At 40.4% G+C, this 16,199-nt stretch carries 15 protein-coding genes; 12 read left to right on the top strand and 3 right to left on the bottom strand.

The genetic code is table 11. The features are described from left to right. Positions 1-135 precede the first annotated feature (135 nt). Positions 136-699, top strand: coding sequence for an alkyl hydroperoxide reductase subunit C (gene ahpC, locus IGI46_RS07730; RefSeq protein ID WP_429962757.1), 564 nt, complete (start codon positions 136-138; stop codon positions 697-699). A gap of 10 nt (positions 700-709) precedes the next feature. Beyond that, positions 710-2,254, top strand: coding sequence for an alkyl hydroperoxide reductase subunit F (gene ahpF / locus IGI46_RS07735; protein ID WP_429962758.1), 1,545 nt, complete (start codon positions 710-712; stop codon positions 2,252-2,254). A gap of 139 nt (positions 2,255-2,393) precedes the next feature. On the opposite strand, the gene spx is transcribed toward ahpF, so the two are convergent. Continuing rightward, entirely contained in the window at positions 2,394-2,819 is a 426-nt protein-coding gene (spx, locus tag IGI46_RS07740) for a transcriptional regulator Spx (protein ID WP_207702041.1), read from the bottom strand. 572 nt (positions 2,820-3,391) lie between these two features. Continuing rightward, a complete protein-coding gene (locus tag IGI46_RS07745; protein WP_429962759.1) occupies positions 3,392-4,300 on the bottom strand; it encodes a magnesium transporter CorA family protein in 909 nt (302 codons plus the stop codon). 176 nt (positions 4,301-4,476) lie between these two features. Between IGI46_RS07745 and IGI46_RS07750 the strand changes: the two genes are divergently transcribed. From IGI46_RS07750 to lacD, 5 genes are all read left to right on the top strand, one after another. After that, positions 4,477-5,232: a DeoR/GlpR family DNA-binding transcription regulator gene (locus IGI46_RS07750; protein ID WP_429962760.1), complete on the top strand. Its 756-nt coding sequence runs from the start codon at positions 4,477-4,479 to the stop codon at positions 5,230-5,232. A gap of 285 nt (positions 5,233-5,517) precedes the next feature. Beyond that, complete coding sequence (gene lacA, locus IGI46_RS07755) at positions 5,518-5,946, top strand: galactose-6-phosphate isomerase subunit LacA (RefSeq protein ID WP_429973197.1); 429 nt, start codon at positions 5,518-5,520, stop codon at positions 5,944-5,946. A gap of 15 nt (positions 5,947-5,961) precedes the next feature. After that, the gene (lacB, locus tag IGI46_RS07760) at positions 5,962-6,477 is read left to right on the top strand and encodes a galactose-6-phosphate isomerase subunit LacB (protein ID WP_429973198.1); all 516 of its coding nucleotides are present in this window, start codon (positions 5,962-5,964) and stop codon (positions 6,475-6,477) included. Positions 6,478-6,489: 12 nt separating this feature from the next. Continuing rightward, entirely contained in the window at positions 6,490-7,419 is a 930-nt protein-coding gene (gene lacC, locus IGI46_RS07765; RefSeq protein ID WP_429973199.1) for a tagatose-6-phosphate kinase, read from the top strand. 14 nt (positions 7,420-7,433) lie between these two features. Next, a complete protein-coding gene (gene lacD, locus IGI46_RS07770; protein ID WP_429973200.1) occupies positions 7,434-8,405 on the top strand; it encodes a tagatose-bisphosphate aldolase in 972 nt (323 codons plus the stop codon). A 75-nt stretch (positions 8,406-8,480) separates the two neighbouring features. Here the strand turns inward: lacD and IGI46_RS07775 are convergent, their stop codons facing one another. Beyond that, complete coding sequence (locus tag IGI46_RS07775) at positions 8,481-9,824, bottom strand: MATE family efflux transporter (RefSeq protein WP_429962765.1); 1,344 nt, start codon at positions 9,822-9,824, stop codon at positions 8,481-8,483. A gap of 799 nt (positions 9,825-10,623) precedes the next feature. On the opposite strand from IGI46_RS07775, the gene IGI46_RS07780 reads away from it, so the two are divergent. Genes IGI46_RS07780 through IGI46_RS07800 form a run of 5 tightly spaced genes read left to right on the top strand, consistent with a single transcriptional unit; the run spans position 10,624 to position 16,096 of the window. Next, on the top strand, positions 10,624-11,616 hold the full coding sequence (locus tag IGI46_RS07780; protein ID WP_429962766.1) for an ABC transporter ATP-binding protein: 993 nt from the start codon (positions 10,624-10,626) through the stop codon (positions 11,614-11,616). 2 nt (positions 11,617-11,618) lie between these two features. Further along, positions 11,619-12,614 carry an ABC transporter ATP-binding protein gene (locus tag IGI46_RS07785; RefSeq protein WP_429973201.1) on the top strand — a complete coding sequence of 332 codons (996 nt, stop codon included), beginning with the start codon at positions 11,619-11,621 and terminating at the stop codon, positions 12,612-12,614. 3 nt (positions 12,615-12,617) lie between these two features. Beyond that, positions 12,618-14,225 carry an ABC transporter substrate-binding protein gene (locus tag IGI46_RS07790; protein WP_429973202.1) on the top strand — a complete coding sequence of 536 codons (1,608 nt, stop codon included), beginning with the start codon at positions 12,618-12,620 and terminating at the stop codon, positions 14,223-14,225. A gap of 24 nt (positions 14,226-14,249) precedes the next feature. After that, the gene (locus tag IGI46_RS07795; protein WP_207702033.1) at positions 14,250-15,272 is read left to right on the top strand and encodes an ABC transporter permease; all 1,023 of its coding nucleotides are present in this window, start codon (positions 14,250-14,252) and stop codon (positions 15,270-15,272) included. Continuing rightward, on the top strand, positions 15,272-16,096 hold the full coding sequence (locus IGI46_RS07800) for an ABC transporter permease (protein WP_429962770.1): 825 nt from the start codon (positions 15,272-15,274) through the stop codon (positions 16,094-16,096). The genes IGI46_RS07795 and IGI46_RS07800 overlap by 1 nt, the downstream gene beginning before the upstream one ends. The last annotated feature ends 103 nt before the right edge of the window (positions 16,097-16,199 follow it).

Consider the following 16,199-nt stretch of genomic DNA (forward strand, 5'->3'; position numbering starts at 1 on the left):
TACAATGGAATGAACTTCTGTTTATAATAATTATAAATTGATTGAAGAGTATGAATAGAGTTTTTCAGATTTTTTTGTTCATACTTTTTCAATTAGAGAATCTTATTCTCACTATTAAACAGGAGGGATTTAACCATGTCATTAATTGGAAAGCAAGTAGAAGAGTTTCAAGCACAAGCGTATCATCAAGGAGAATTTGTTGAAGTTTCTCAAGAGACTTTTGCTGGCAAATGGAATGTTGTCTGTTTTTACCCCGCTGATTTTACTTTTGTATGTCCAACTGAGTTAGAAGATTTGCAAGAACAATATGCAAAACTAAAAGAATTAGGTGTGGAAGTTTACTCTTGCTCAACGGATACTCATTTCACCCATAAAGCTTGGCATGACACTTCTGATGCAATCGGTAAAATTGAATATACAATGATTGGTGATCCTTCACATCATATTTCACGTATTTTTGATGTTTTGGATGAAGAATCTGGTTTGGCACAACGTGGTACCTTCATTATTGACCCAGATGGTATCGTTCAAGCAATGGAAATTAATGCAGATGGTATTGGTCGTGATGCAAGCACTTTAGTAGATAAAATTCGTGCAGCTCAATACGTACGTACACATCCAGGCGAAGTTTGCCCAGCTAAATGGAAAGAAGATGGCGAAACATTGAAGCCAAGTTTTGACTTAGTAGGCAAAATTTAAGGAGTGTACAATGTTAGATAACGAAACGAAAGCGCAGTTAACACAGTATCTTGAATTATTAGAATCGGATGTAGTACTGACCGCTAGCTTAGCTGAGGACGAAAATTCGAAAAAAGTAGCAGAATTCTTAGATGAAGTAGTAGAAATGACTCCTCGGATTACCGTTGAGGAGGCAGTCTTGTCTCGTACTCCCAGCTTTGAAATCAATCGTTCCAGTACCGAGAAGAGTGGTATCGCTTTTGCCGGACTGCCAATGGGTCACGAATTCACTTCTTTCATTTTAGCTTTGCTTCAAGTAAGCGGACGTGCACCAAAGATTGAAGATCAGGTAGCTCAGCAAATCAAGGCGATTGACAAAGAGCTTCATTTTGAAACCTATGTCAGTTTAACTTGCCACAATTGTCCGGATGTAGTTCAGGCATTAAACATTCTGTCTGTGTTGAATCCTAAAATTTCTCACACTATGATCGAAGGCGGCATGTATCAATCGGAAATCGACGCAAAAGAAGTAATGGCAGTACCAACTGTTTTCTTGAACGGCGAAGAGTTCAGCAGCGGCCGTACGACGATTGAACAATTGATAGAGAAGATTGCCGGACCTCTTGGTGCCGAAGAATTCGATGAGAAGGAGCCCTTCGATGTATTAGTAATTGGTGGGGGACCAGCTGGAGCCAGTTCAGCAATTTATGCAGCTCGCAAGGGTATCAAAACCGGAATGGTAGTTGAAACCTTTGGCGGTCAAGTCCTTGAAACCTTAGGAATTGAAAACGTCATTGGAACTCCTTACGTCGAAGGACCTCAATTAATGCGTCAGGTTGAAGAACACGTAAATCAATACGGTGTTGATATTATGAAAGGCCAACGTGCTAAATCGATTCGTAAAAACGAATGGATTGAAGTGGAGCTGGAAAATGGGGCTCAATTGCGGTCTAAAACGGCGATCTTAGCTACCGGTGCCCGCTGGCGTGCAATTAACGTTCCCGGCGAAAAAGAGTTTAAGAACAAAGGGATTGCTTATTGTCCACACTGTGATGGTCCTTTGTTTAAAGGCAAAGACGTTGCAGTTGTAGGTGGGGGGAATTCAGGAATTGAAGCGGCGATTGATCTAGCTGGCTTATCTAAGCATGTCTATGTCTTAGAGTTTCTGCCTGAGTTAAAAGCAGATAAAGTTCTGCAGGATAAATTGCATCAATTAACTAACGTTACCGTGATTACTAATGCTGCAACAAAAGAAATTACTGGCTCAAGCCACGTTGAAGCAATTACTTACACTGATCGAGTAACCAGTGAGGAGCATACCTTAGCAGTTGAGGGTGTCTTCATTCTGATTGGCTTAATGCCAAATACAGAGTGGCTGCAAGGTTCCATTGCTTTAACTGATCGGGGAGAAATTCCGGTAGATAAACAGGGAGCGACTAATGTGGAGGGGGTTTTTGCTGCAGGAGACTGCACAGACAGTGCCTACAAGCAAATTATCATTTCCATGGGATCTGGTGCTACTGCCGCATTAGGAGCTTTTGATTATACGATTCGCAACGAGTTTCCAGAAGTATAAACGCACATAAAATAAGTCATTTGATGAAAAGTCCGAGCACATTTGATTGTGTTCGGGCTTTTTTGAAATGTACTATTAACCACAAAAAAAGCTGCGAATTTGCAGCTTTTTTACTTTAATATATAGTTGAAATTGGGGGTTAAGCTAAACTTTTTTTCTCTAATTCCATAAATACCAACATCTTAGCCATCTCTTTTGCTGCGGTACGACGAATTTTACGTGGAATGAATTGATGGATTTCATCCTCATTGTAGCCCACTTGTAAGCGCAGGGAATCCAAGATAATTGGTCGTCGTAATAACCCTGGGTATTTCTCAATCAGAGCAATCAATTCATTTGTAGATAATTTATCAAAATCAATATTTAATTTTTCGTAGATTTTTGAACGTGTTGAAATAATTTCTTCTGTACCCGTTTCAGTTAGTGAAAGAATTTCTCTGATTTCATCTGAATTTAGGGGATCAGAGAAAATATTTCTTTCTTCAAATTCCAACCCTTTTTCGTTTAACCACGCTCTCGCTTTTCTACATGAAGTACAACTTGGAGAAATATACAATTTAATCATTTAACATCCTACCCTTCTGAAAATAAAAAAGATTATATAAATAACTAGACATATCTTACACATATTAAGTTACAGGAAATTTAATCGTTTGTGAAATTTTTGAATTAAAGAAATCTCTAAAAGATAGTGATTCTACTTTGAAATATAGGTTAAAAAAACAAAATTTTTCTTTGAATAATAAACTATATGAGTTTTAAATGCTGATATATAAACCTTTATATGCTTTCCAAGAGAATCTAGGTAACAAGAGGGCTAAAAAAAACAAAGAACAATCAAAAAGTTCTTAAGAATCGAAAAAACTGATTTAAATGATTTTCTCACAATTATTCACTTAAAAAAGGAATATCTGAAAAAAGTAAGAGGATTCAATTCTGTCTTTTTTTATAGTTAGCAATGCTACGTCAACTTATAAAATTACATTGCCTAATTAGGATTATTTAGCTTTAAAATGTGAATAACCAAATTACATATATTAAATTCCCCTGTTTTATTCATTTTGGAAAAATTTATACATAATCATTCCCATGAGAAAAGCGACGAGCTGCTTTAGGAGAGCAGCTCGTCGCTTAATATTATCGCTTTAGTAGTTTTCTAAAAATCAGTGAAAGACCAAACCAGAGAACCGTGCTGATTACGATGGCGATTATCCAACCAGAAGTATTATGTTCCAAAGGTAAGGGCATGTTCATGCCGAAAAAACCAGTGATAATTGTTGGAATGGTTAGTAAAACGGAAAGAATGGTCAAAATACGCATGGTATCATTTAAATTATTGTTTAAGACATTATTATAGGTGCTGGAGAGCTGCTGTAAGATTTCAGAAGAGAGCTTGGTCATTTCGACTAATTGCTTCGCTTCAATCATAGCATCTTCCAGCTCTTCTTTTTCGGGATCACTTAGCTGCTTGTAGATGGCATGTGCTTTGATTTGTTCCAGCAGCACGACATTCTGCTTAGAAGCAGAAATGAAGAAGACAATCCCAGTTTCTAAGTCTGATAATTCCAATAAGTTACGTTTAGTAGTTTTATCCTTTAGCTTATTGCTGACCTTGGTTCGATCTTGGTTCATCTCTTCGACAAAAGGAAAGAAAGCTTCACTAATTAGGAAAAGACTGGCAAATAAAAATTGGAAGATCGAAACAGTAGGAAACTTCTCCAAATAATTCTGCATTTCGAAGAATAAATATTGATTTCTCTTATTTGTAACAGTGATAAGCAGGCGATCCTTGATAATGAAGGACATAGGAATCGTCTCATAGTGATTATCGATTTTTAAACGATTGGGCACATTATAGATTAAGACGAAGGTTTGAGCGGCTTTGTCAAAATCCAGATGCGCTCTTTCATTTTTATCTAAGGAATACTCAACGACCTCTTCATCGATTTTGTATTCGTTGTAAAGCTGTGCGACTTCTTCTTTGCTTTCAGTTGTCAGGTTGATCCAAGTATTCTGATTATGGTTAAATGTTTGCTTTGTCAGCATGGTATCCCCTCATTTCTACACTAGAAAGTTCGCTTCATTGTATACCTTTTTAGTAGAAATGAGAAGCATTGTTCCAGCGAATTGATTATGCTGACGAACGAATACTGCTTAAACAGCAAATACCTGTTATTATAGAAGAAAAGAAAAAACGATTAAACAAGGTGAGGGGTGGACTTTTGTTAAAAGACGAAAGGCAAAAAGCGATTATGCAGCTGCTGCAGATCAGTGGAACAGTCAAGGTGAGTGATATTATCAAACAGTTAAATATCTCTGATATGACGGTTCGCCGTGACTTAGACGAGCTGGAGGGCCAAGGGCTGTTGGAACGAGTTCATGGCGGTGCAAGACTGAAGAATTTTATTCGCAGTCAGGAGCTGTCTCATGGTGAGAAACAAGTCATGAATATTGAAGAAAAGCAAGCAATTGCTCGTCAGGCAGTTCAGCTTATTCAAGAAAATGAGACCATCTTTCTAGGGCCGGGAACAACGATTGAACTATTGGCAGAAGTAATTACGATGCAATCGATTCAAGTTGTAACGAATTGTTTGCCAGTGTTTCAAAAGCTGAAGGAGTCAAGCAATCAGCGGAAGGTCTATTTGCTAGGTGGAGAAATGCGGGATACAACCCAATCTTTTTTTGGTGAGATTACTAATAAGAATTTGATGGACATCCATTTTCACAAAGCTTTCTTTAGCTGCAATGCCTTAAATGAGCAGGATATAATGACCTCAACGTTTGAAGAAGGACAGACACAAGCCATTGCACTAAACAATTCTTCTGAGAAGTATCTATTAGTAGATCATACGAAGATTGGGCAGAAGGATTTTTACACCTATTACCATTTAAAAGATATAACAACCGTAATTACCAACAAGGACAAAGATGAGAGTTACACCCGGATCGAAAAAGATCAGAAAATAATAGCAGACTAGCAGTCAAGAACCAGAACGATATAATCTGGTTCTTGCTTTTTTTTGGCTTCTTATGAGCGTTTGTGTTTGTTTTTTTGATTCAGAATGCTCATAACGAACCAAAGCAAACAAAAAGTAGTTGAATAATGTTTGAAAATGTTTTATTATGAATGTAAGGAGAATGGTAACTGATTCAAAGCGATTTTCTTTAATCGGAGAATGCTGATGAAGTTAGCATGAAAAATGACTGCCAGGCTAAGAGTGATCGTAAAGTTAAGGCAATCACTATTTAAGGAGGAAAAAAGCATGCGTGTAGTACTAGGTTCAGATCAGGATGGCATGAAATTAAAGGATTACATCAAGGAAAATTTAATTCAGGAAGGTCACGAGGTAGTAGACAAAAGCGAGAGCCCAGCAAAGGATTTCGTAGAATCTACCTTGGCAATTGCAGAAGATCTTTTAAAAAATGAACAAAGTTTAGGTATAGCATTTGATGGGTATGGTGCTGGAAGCTTCATGACAGCAACGAAGGTAAAGGGCATAGTGGCAGCAGAAGTATCGGATGAACGGACAGCCTATATGACGAGAGAGCACAATAATTCCCGCATGATTACTTTGGGAGCAAAGATTGTAGGACCAGAACTGGCGATGAATATTGCACGTGAATTTCTATCAGCGGATTATGATGGCGGACGTCATCAGGTTCGGGTGGATATGCTAAATAAAATGGCTTAAGAGAGGATGGAAAAAATGAAAATTGCACTAGGATGCGACCATATTGTAACGGATACTAAAATCGCAGTATCTGATTTTTTGAAATCTAAAGGATACGAAGTAGTAGATGTAGGAACGTATGATTTTACTAGAACTCATTACCCTATTTTTGGCAAGAAGGTAGGAGAAGCCGTTGTAAATGGTGAAGCCGATTTAGGGGTTTGTCTGTGTGGAACCGGAGTAGGAATCAATAATGCGGTGAACAAAGTTCCTGGTGTTCGAGGTGCTTTGGTCCGGGATATGACAACGGCAGTCTATGCAAAGGAACAACTTAATGCCAATGTCATCGGCTTTGGTGCCCGCATTACTGGTGAATTTCTAATTTGTGATATCATTGAAGCTTTTATTAAAGCGGAGTACAAAGAAGATGAAGCCAACAAAGAATGGATCGCCAAAATTGATCACGTTGAACAAGCGTCAGAAAAACAATTCGCAGCCAATTTCTTTGATGAATTTATCGAAAAGTGGGATTGCGGCGAATACCATGACTAAGGAGCGAGCCCAATGATTGTAACGATCACTATGAATCCTTCCATTGATATCTCTTATCCGCTGGAAAGCTTTCAACTAAATACCGTTAATCGTTTAAGCAACACAAGGAAAACTGCTGGCGGCAAAGGATTAAATGTGACGCGTGTCTTAAAACAGCTGAATCATGAAGTGATTGCCAGCGGGTTGCTAGGAGGCTATGTTGGCGAAGGGATTAAGGCTGAATTAAATGCAGCCAGTATTTCTCATCAGTTTGCTGAAATTTCTGGCAATACCCGAAACTGTATTGCCATCCTGCATGAAGGAAAACAAACAGAAATTCTTGAGAGTGGTCCAATCATTCAAGCAGAAGAAGTCCAAAGCTTTTTAACTCAGCTGGATGATCTAATTCCGACTGCTGAGGTGCTGACAATTTCTGGCAGTCTGCCTCAAGGGGTTCCAGAGGATTTTTACGTAGAAGTAATCAAACGCTGCAACGACTTTGAAAAGGCGGTTGTGCTGGATTGCTCAGGCAAAGCTTTGCAGCAAGTATTAAGCAGTCCGTATAAGCCTTGTTTAATCAAACCAAACCAGGAAGAATTGTCAGAGCTGCTGGGAATTTCTCTGGAAGATACGGCAAGTATTAAAAACGCCCTGATGAATGATTTATTTACTGGGATTCAGTGGGTAGTGATTTCCTTAGGGGCACAGGGAGCCGTTGCCAAGCATCAAGACACCTTTTATCGAGTAACGATTCCTAAAATTGACGTTGAGAATCCAGTCGGTTCAGGTGATGCAACCGTTGCTGGTTTTGCAGCAGCGATTGCTGAGGGAAAAGATGCAAAAGCTTTGCTGAAAAGAGGGAATGTGCTTGGCATGTTAAATGCTCAGGAAGCAGTCACCGGAGCAGTCAATTTAGCCAATTATCAGCAGCTTTTTGATCAGATTGAAGTAACTACATTTTAGAAAGCAGGGAAAAAATGAAGGAAGCAAAAAGAAATTACTTGAAGCAGTTAAGCAATGAGCGGCAAATCATTGGCGCATTAGCAATTGATCAACGGGGTGCCTTGAAAAAAATGATCGCTAAGTTTAAAGGCAGCGAGGCCACCGATGAAGAAATTGCTGAGTTCAAGCAACTAGTTTCAAAAGAGCTGACGCCTTACGCTAGTTCTATTCTGCTTGATCCAGAATATGGCTTGCCGGCGGCTGACGAACGAGCGGATACTGCGGGTTTATTGCTGGCCTATGAGAAGACCGGATACGATGCGACTACTCCTGGACGCTTGCCAGATATTCTTTCTGAATGGTCGGTGAAGCGTTTGAAGGAAGCTGGAGCAGATGCGTGTAAATTCTTGCTCTACTACGATGTAGATGAAGACGAAGCAATTAATAAACAAAAGAAAGTATTTATGGAACGAATTGGATCGGAATGTGAAGCAGAAGAATTTCCCTTCTTTCTCGAATTAGTTTCTTATGATGCCGCTAATGCTGACAGCTCTTCATTAGAATATGCCAAGGTAAAGCCTCATAAGGTAATTGAAATGATGAAAGAATTTTCAGCCCCTCGCTATGGAGTAGATGTATTAAAGGTAGAAGTGCCAGTTAATATGAACTTTGTAGCAGGCTATGGAGAGGAAGAACCTGTCTATACTAAAGAGCAGGCTGCAGGCTTCTTCAAGGAACAAGCTGAAGCAACCAATCTACCATTTATCTTTTTAAGTGCGGGTGTCAGTGCTGCGTTGTTCCAAGAAACCTTGCATTTTGCCAAAGAAGCAGGCTCTACCTTTAATGGAGTGCTATGTGGAAGAGCAACTTGGGCAAACGGTGTAGAACCCAATGTCATTCAAGGAACAGAAGCCGCCAAAGAATGGCTGCAAACTCAGGGGCGAAGCAATATTGAAGCGTTGAATCAGGTACTTAACGAAACTGCGACACCAATAAAACTTGATTAACTTAAATTCGACAAACACATCTAATTAGTATGTTTGTCGAATTTTTTATCTGTTTAAATAAGAAGTTACTTTGCTTTATTGGTCAGGAAATTTCGCAAACACCGCTTTTTTTAACTGCGTTTGCCAATAACGAGCAAGATAGATTCCCAGAAGGACCACCCATGAAAAAGTTTCCGCATACGCAACAATCATACGGTCAAACTGGTCAACAAATCCATAAGATACGACAATCCGAACGAGCAACGCAGCAATCCCAGCAACACTGGAAAACAACATGTCGCCTCTTCCTTCCAAATAGCCTCTAATCGCCATGGCCAACCCAAAGACAATATAGAAATTTGCCAATACTTGAAAGAACGATTTACCAATTGCCACCGACTGGGACGTAAGACCAAAGATGGTCAGTAAATATTCCCCAGTCACAAGAACCAATCCTGTCAAACCGATTGAGATAATAGACATCATAATCAAGCCGATTTTCAACACCTTTTTCGCTCGTTCAGGATTACCTGCCCCAATATTTTGTGCCACGACGGTTGCGATTCCCGATCCAAAGTTCACGATAGGCAAAAGGATCACGGAGTCAATGCGATAAGCCGTGCTAAACGCGGCAATCGCTCGCTCTCCGAAGCCGTTCATAAACCGCTGGAGAATCAGGTTTCCGACTGAACTAGTACTCGCTTGAATCGTCGGCGGCAAGCCAAAACCGAAGCCTTGAGTAATTGCTGTGCGAGTAAAAAACTTTTTGTTCCAGCGAAACTTCAAATAAAAATAGTTTCTCTCCGTGTACAGAACAATAAATATAGTCATAACAATTTGCGCAAACACAGTCGCAATAGCTGCTCCCTCAGCACCTTTCTTCAAGACAGCTACGAGTAGAAGATCTAGTACCACATTGATCAGCGAAGAGACGATAATCGCGACAAACGGAGCTCGGCTGTCTCCGCATCCTCGTAGAATAGCTGCATACACATTATAAATAGCTAAAAACGGAACACCGATGAACATGATTCTGAGATATTGTCTTGCAACGGCCATTAAATTTTCTGGGGTACCCAACGTATCAATGATCGGCGTAGTGAAAAAGATCCCCAGCATTGCAACTAATAAGAAAAATACCCCTAAAATCAGGGTAAAGGATATTAGGGTGTTTCTCGCCTTGTCCAGCTCTTTTCTACCTTGCTGCTGTGCAGACAAAATTGAAATTCCAGAAGTAAAGCCTACAATTGTAGTAATACACAGATTATACACAGCTGAGGTTGCACCAATCGAAGCTAGTGCGAACTCTCCTTCAACATTTCCAACAATGAACGCATCCACCCAATTGAACAGCTGTTGAAATACGCCACTCAATACTAAAGGAATAGTAAAAAGCAGCAGCATTTTGACAATTCCACCTTGAGTCATGTCTTTCCCCAACGCAACCCCATCCCTTCTGATTTTAAAACCTGCTTAGCTGATAAAAAAGGCGCTTAGAGGTTACGCAGATGTACGATTTGTACACTAGGGGTAACCTCTAAACGCCTTAAACTAATCACATAATTTAACTAGTATTAAAGTAACAAGGGGGGAAAGAAATGTCAATAGACTTCAAATCGATTGTTGCTCTTCAGCAGTGTGCATGTTTCTTCTAACGAGCATGTGAATCGGTAGCTTTTTTGTCTCTAATCTCTCAAACTTCAATAAGTAGCTACATTGAATCGTTAGGACCGTCTGTAAATCCGATACCTACCTGGTCTTTATTTAACTAATACTGAGCTTTTCCATAAAAGGGTATTCTCTGCACAAACATCCGAATGGCTAGATTATTTTTATGCAGCTTCCTGACAGTGAGTGAAAAAAATACTTCCATCACTATCAAAGGAAGTGTCTCGGTACGAATGATTCAATCGAATAAATTTCGAAATTTGTTATTTGAAAGAAAAAAAGCAACACCAAATGAATTTTATCCAAAGAATAAATCGCTAGTAAATTGGAAAAAAATAAAATTTCTCATTGTAAACTAAGTATTTAAGGGTATCAATTTGTATGTTATCAATGAGAATCACATAGCTATATTCGCAAACGATGCCGTCTTGACAACGTTTCCAGTGCTGTTATAATAAATAGATATAGTATTATGTGAAATTTCTGACAATGTATTTTTCCTAAGATTAGAAAATGATAGGTATTCTAATGGATCATTAAAGAAAGAATCGTGTGGGGAGATAATTATTTTATGGATGAAGAATTGTTACGCGTCGATCATCTGACTGTAAAATTCCGAACGTACAATGGAACAGTCACAGCAATCGACAATTTGGACCTTCAATTGAATACAAATGAAACCTTGGGAATCGTTGGTGAAAGCGGAAGCGGCAAGAGCGTTACTTCATTAAGCATTATGGGACTATTGGATGAAGATACCTCTTCCGTTACTGGACATGCCTTTTTCAAGGGAAAAGATTTGATCACTATGCCAGAAAAAGAGAAGCAGCATTATCGTGGGAATCAACTGGCGATGATTTTCCAAGAGCCTATGACTTCTTTAAATCCACTCCATAAATGCGGCAAGCAGATCATGGAATCGATGCTGATTCATGAGAAGATCAGTAAAGAAGAGGCTAAAGCTAAAGCAATTGATCTTTTGAAGCTGGTTGGAATTCCGGCGCCGGAGCAGCGCTTCAATGAGTATCCCCATCAAATGTCTGGTGGTATGCGGCAGCGGATCATGATTGCGATGGCTTTAGCTTGTGATCCTCCACTCCTAATTGCCGATGAGCCGACAACTGCACTGGATGTTACGATCCAGGCACAAATATTAGAGCTGCTGAAGGATCTGAAGGAAAAACTGAAAATGGGGATTATCATGATCACTCATGACTTAGGTGTAGTTTCTGAGGTTTGTGATCGAGTGGTAGTGATGTATACAGGGAAAATTGTTGAACAAGGCAGTATTCGCGATATTCTCGATGAACCAATGCACCCTTATACCGAGGGCTTAATTGCAGCAATTCCTAAAATGCAGGATCAAAAGGAACCATTAAACAGTATCGATGGTGTTGTTCCGCGTTTGGATGATATGCCTAAAGGCTGCAGCTTCCATCCAAGATGTCCTTATGCAATGGATATCTGCAAAGAGAAACGACCTGCTCTATCAGAAACTGCTGAAGGGCGAAAGGTACGCTGCTTTAAATACTCTTCAGCCGAGGAAGTCGAGGTGAGCCCATAACAATGGAAGCACAAGAATCGATAGTCGTATTAGAAAATGTAAAAAAATATTTTGATATTCGAGACAGCAAAGGGAAAAAGGGCACACTGAAAGCTGTGGATGGCGTCTCTTTTCAAATAAAAAAGGGTGAAACATTTGGGTTGGTAGGTGAAAGCGGCTGCGGGAAAAGTACGCTTGGAAAGACTCTTTTGAATTTGTTCCCAATCACTGAGGGGTCAATTTGTATTGATGGACAAGAAGTGAATCAATTAAAAAGTCGTAAAGAAAAGGTGGCCTTTGGTTCCAAGGTTCAGTTAGTGTTCCAAGACCCTTCCGCTTGTCTGAATCCGCGAAATCGGATCGGGGCTATCTTAGCGGAGCCTTTTAAGATTCACCATAAAAGTAGTATGTCTAAACAGGAGATTGATCAAAAGATTGATGAGCTTTTAACCATGGTAGGATTAGCACCGGAGTATAAGCATCGCTATCCCCATGAAATGTCTGGAGGACAAAAGCAGCGGATTGGTATTGCTCGAGCTTTGGCTTTGAATCCTGAGATCATCATTTGTGATGAACCAGTATCGGCCTTAGATGTGTCGATTCAGGCACAAGTGATTAACCTGCTGGAAGACCTACAGGAAAAGATGGAACTAACTTACTTGTTTATTTCCCATGACCTAGGGGTTGTTTACCACATGTGTGATCGGATTGCCGTGATGTATTTAGGAAATATTGTGGAGCTGGCGGATAAAAAGGCACTCTATGAAGATACCTTGCATCCTTACACTCAAGCACTGATTTCTGCGGCACCAACGATCGATTTGGAAAAAACGGATCGTGTCGTTTTAAAAGGGGATGTTCCAAGTCCCTCCAATCCACCAAAGGGCTGCAAGTTCCATACGCGCTGTCCATATGCTATGCCGGTTTGCGAAACAGAGAATCCGGAATTACTTGAAGTAAAAGACAATCACTTTGTGGCTTGTCATTTATGTAAAAAAAACACTGAGGGAGGAAATTAGAAAATGAAAAAACATCAAAAAGTCGCATTGGGTTTGTTAAGCACGCTGGTATTGCTGTTAACTGCTTGTGGCGGTGGCGGAGATACAGATGATTCAGGGGGAAGCTCTGGAGGCAGCGCAAATGGGGAAAATACGTTGGTCGTAGGAATGGACTCTGACTTGAAGACCTTGGATCCAGCTCATGGTTACGAAGTTTATGGCAACATGGTTTACTATGCACTTTACGATAACTTGTATCGGACCTATGATTCATCAACACCTGAACCATCATTAGCGGAAGAACATGAACTAGATGATTCTCAAACGGTTCATACCTTCAAGCTGAAAAAAGACGTGAAGTTCTCTAGCGGGAACAAACTGACATCAAAAGACGTAGCCTTCAGTATTAATCGGACGAAAAATTTAAAGAGTAATACAAGTCATCATACCGAAAATGTGAAAAGTGTAGAAACACCAGATGATCAAACGGTAGTGATTACTTTAAATGCACCGGATGCAGCATTTCTAGTAAAACTGGCGAACAACTCATTCGCAGTTATGGATTCTGAAGTAGTCAAAGAACATGGCGGAACAGACGCTGAAGATGCGGCAACTAAAGATACTGCAGAAGAATGGTTAAACCAAAACTCAGCAGGATCAGGAGCTTATGTTCTCAGCGAATGGAAACAAAATGTAGAAGTGGTGCTTGATCGCAACGAAGAATACTGGGGCGATGTGAAGAACGACAAAGTCATCTGTAAAGAAATTCCAGATGTGAACACACAGATTCAAAACTTGAAGCAAGGAGATATTGATATTGCTTTAGGCGTAGGGGTAGACAATGCGTCTCAACTGAAAGACCAAGAAGGCGTAGAATTGAAGAACTACACTGGAACAACGACTACCTTCCTATTGATGAATGATGATCCGGAAATCGGTGGACCGATGGCAGATGCTAAGGTGCAAGAAGCGGTTCGTTTAGCAATTAATTACAAAGAGCTGTTGGAAATCTGCGGCGATAAATCAGTTTTACCATTAAACATTGTACCGGAAGGCTTCACTGGGGCTTTGGAAAAAGAAACTGACTATATGGATCTAGACAAAGCGAAAAAATTAATGGACGAAGCTGGCTACAAAGATGGTTTTGAAGTGAAATTTACTGTAGCGAACTTTGACACAGAAGGAATGTCATGGACGACGATTGGCCAAAAAATCAAAGACGATTTAAGTAAAATTGGGATCAATGCTAAAATCGAAACCTCTGAAATCGGGGTCGTGATTGATTCTTATCGTGAAGGAAAAGAACAATTCCTATTGATGCACTGGCATCCAGATTACATGGATATCAACAATCAATTAGCCTTCCTGCCAGGTGAAACTGTCGGCGAACGTGCGAAATGGACAGATCCATCCGATGGGAAACTTGGTGAACTACAAAAAACAATTGAAACTGAATCAGATGAAGACAAACGTGCGGCTGCTTCTAAAGAGCTTCAAGAATTGCTTGATAAAGACATGCCTTATGCTCTTTTAGTTCAGCATCCGAAGGTATTGGCTTACCGCAGTAATTTAGATGGCGTGAACTACTATGAAGTACAAAAAATTAACTTCCAGGATGTAGCTATCAAATAATCTAGATGCAAGGAGCAAAATCACATGAGGAATATGGCAAGGTTTTTATTGCGGCGCTTAGTGTTTGTCTGCTTTCTGGTCATCGGAATCTCTTTTTTGGTTTTCATGATCTCTCACTTGGTTCCTAGTGATCCAATTGCATCAAACATGAGTCCCCACGCAATGAGTGATCCTGAAGCCGTTGCTGCTTACCGCGCAAGATGGGGACTTGATAAACCGTTGATGCAGCAATACTTTATCTATCTAGGCAATTTGCTGCGGGGAGATTTGGGCATTTCGATCCGTACTGGTAATCCAGTGCTAAGTGATTTGAAGCAGTTTTTCCCAGCTACCTTGGAGCTGTCCATTGTAGCGATGATCATTGCGATTATCTTTGGAATTACCTTTGGGGTGTTGTCGGCTGTTTATCGCAACAAACCTTTGGATTATGCGGTTCGAACAATTTCCATCAGCGGTGTATCCATTCCTAACTTTTGGTTTGCTCTGGTGATGCTGCTGCTCTTTTATTCGAAGTGGCACTTGTTCCCAGGTGGCGGCCGAATTAATTCCAGGATGACGGCACCAACAGGTGGAACAGGATTATATGTTTTGGATGGATTATTGAAGGGAGATTGGGCGCTAGTAAATGACGCCCTATCTCACCTGATCCTTCCAGCAATTGTGTTAGGATTCTTCACTATGGGGTTAATCTCCCGTCAAACGCGTTCCAACCTACTGGAAGTAACCTCATTGGATTATATTCGAACAGCTAAGGCCAAGGGCTTGTCTCGTGGACGAATCATTATGCGTCATGCGTTAGGCAATGCCTTGATCCCGGTAATTACAGTTATGGGGATGGGCTTTAGTAATTTGCTGGGCGGAATGGTTTTTGTTGAGAAAATCTTCTCTTGGCCAGGAATTGGTCAATATGCTTATTTGTCCGCAACGACCCTTGATTTCCCAGCTATTTGTGGGGTGTCATTGTTAATCGCATTAATCAATGTAATCCTCAATCTATTGATCGATATTCTTTATGGAGTGATTGATCCGAGAGTGAGGTACAGCTGATGAAACGATTTCTAAAGCAAAAAAACTTTTTATTTAAATTAGGGATTGTCATTTGTGTGGGCTGGATTTTAGCAGCACTGCTTTCACCCTATCTAGTTTCTCAAGACCCAATTGCCCAAGATATGACTGCGCGTTTCCAAGCACCTGGCTCCGGTCATTTGCTGGGAACTGACGAGTTAGGGCGGGACGTATTTTCGCGAGTTTTAGTCGGCAGTCGCGTGTCGATTGCAGCAGGACTGGTGACCGTTTGTATTACGATTGTTGTGGGAACAATCTATGGCGGAATTGCCGGGTATGTGGGTGGATTTGTTGACGATGTCATGATGCGGATCGCTGAGCTGATCAATGCTTTTCCGCCGTTGATATTGGCAATGGTAATCGCTTCTGCCTTAGGACCCAGCATTTCAAATTCAGTTTTTGCCATGACTATTATTTGGTGGCCGAACTACGCTAGGCTGATGCGTAGTTTGGTTATTACTTTGAAGGAAAATGAATACATTGTCGCCTCCCGTGTATTAGGTGCCAGTCATCTGCGTATCTTGGTGAAGGAAATTGTTCCTAACGCACTAGGATCGTTGCTGGTTATGGCTACCTTGGATATCGGCAATGCCATCGTAACCTTCTCTGGCTTAAGTTTTCTGGGGTTGGGAACACAACCACCAACACCAGAATGGGGCTCGATGGTATCTGATGGGGTCAACAACATGAATTACTGGTGGATGTCCACCTTCCCAGGCTTGGCCATTTTCTCCATGTCCATTGGCGCAAATTTTGTTGGTGATGGCATGCGGGATTATCTAGATCCAAAACTGAAAAATAAATAAACAAAGAGGGAATAGGGAAGACCTTATTTCCTCTTTGCTGGTTTTAAGAATAAATGAACCAAATGCGACAGCTAGTTGTCATATTAGGTATGCTATGATTTTT

The sequence above is a fragment of the Enterococcus sp. AZ163 genome, from assembly GCF_050498925.1.
GTDB classification, from domain to species: domain Bacteria; phylum Bacillota; class Bacilli; order Lactobacillales; family Enterococcaceae; genus Enterococcus_A; species Enterococcus_A ferrettii.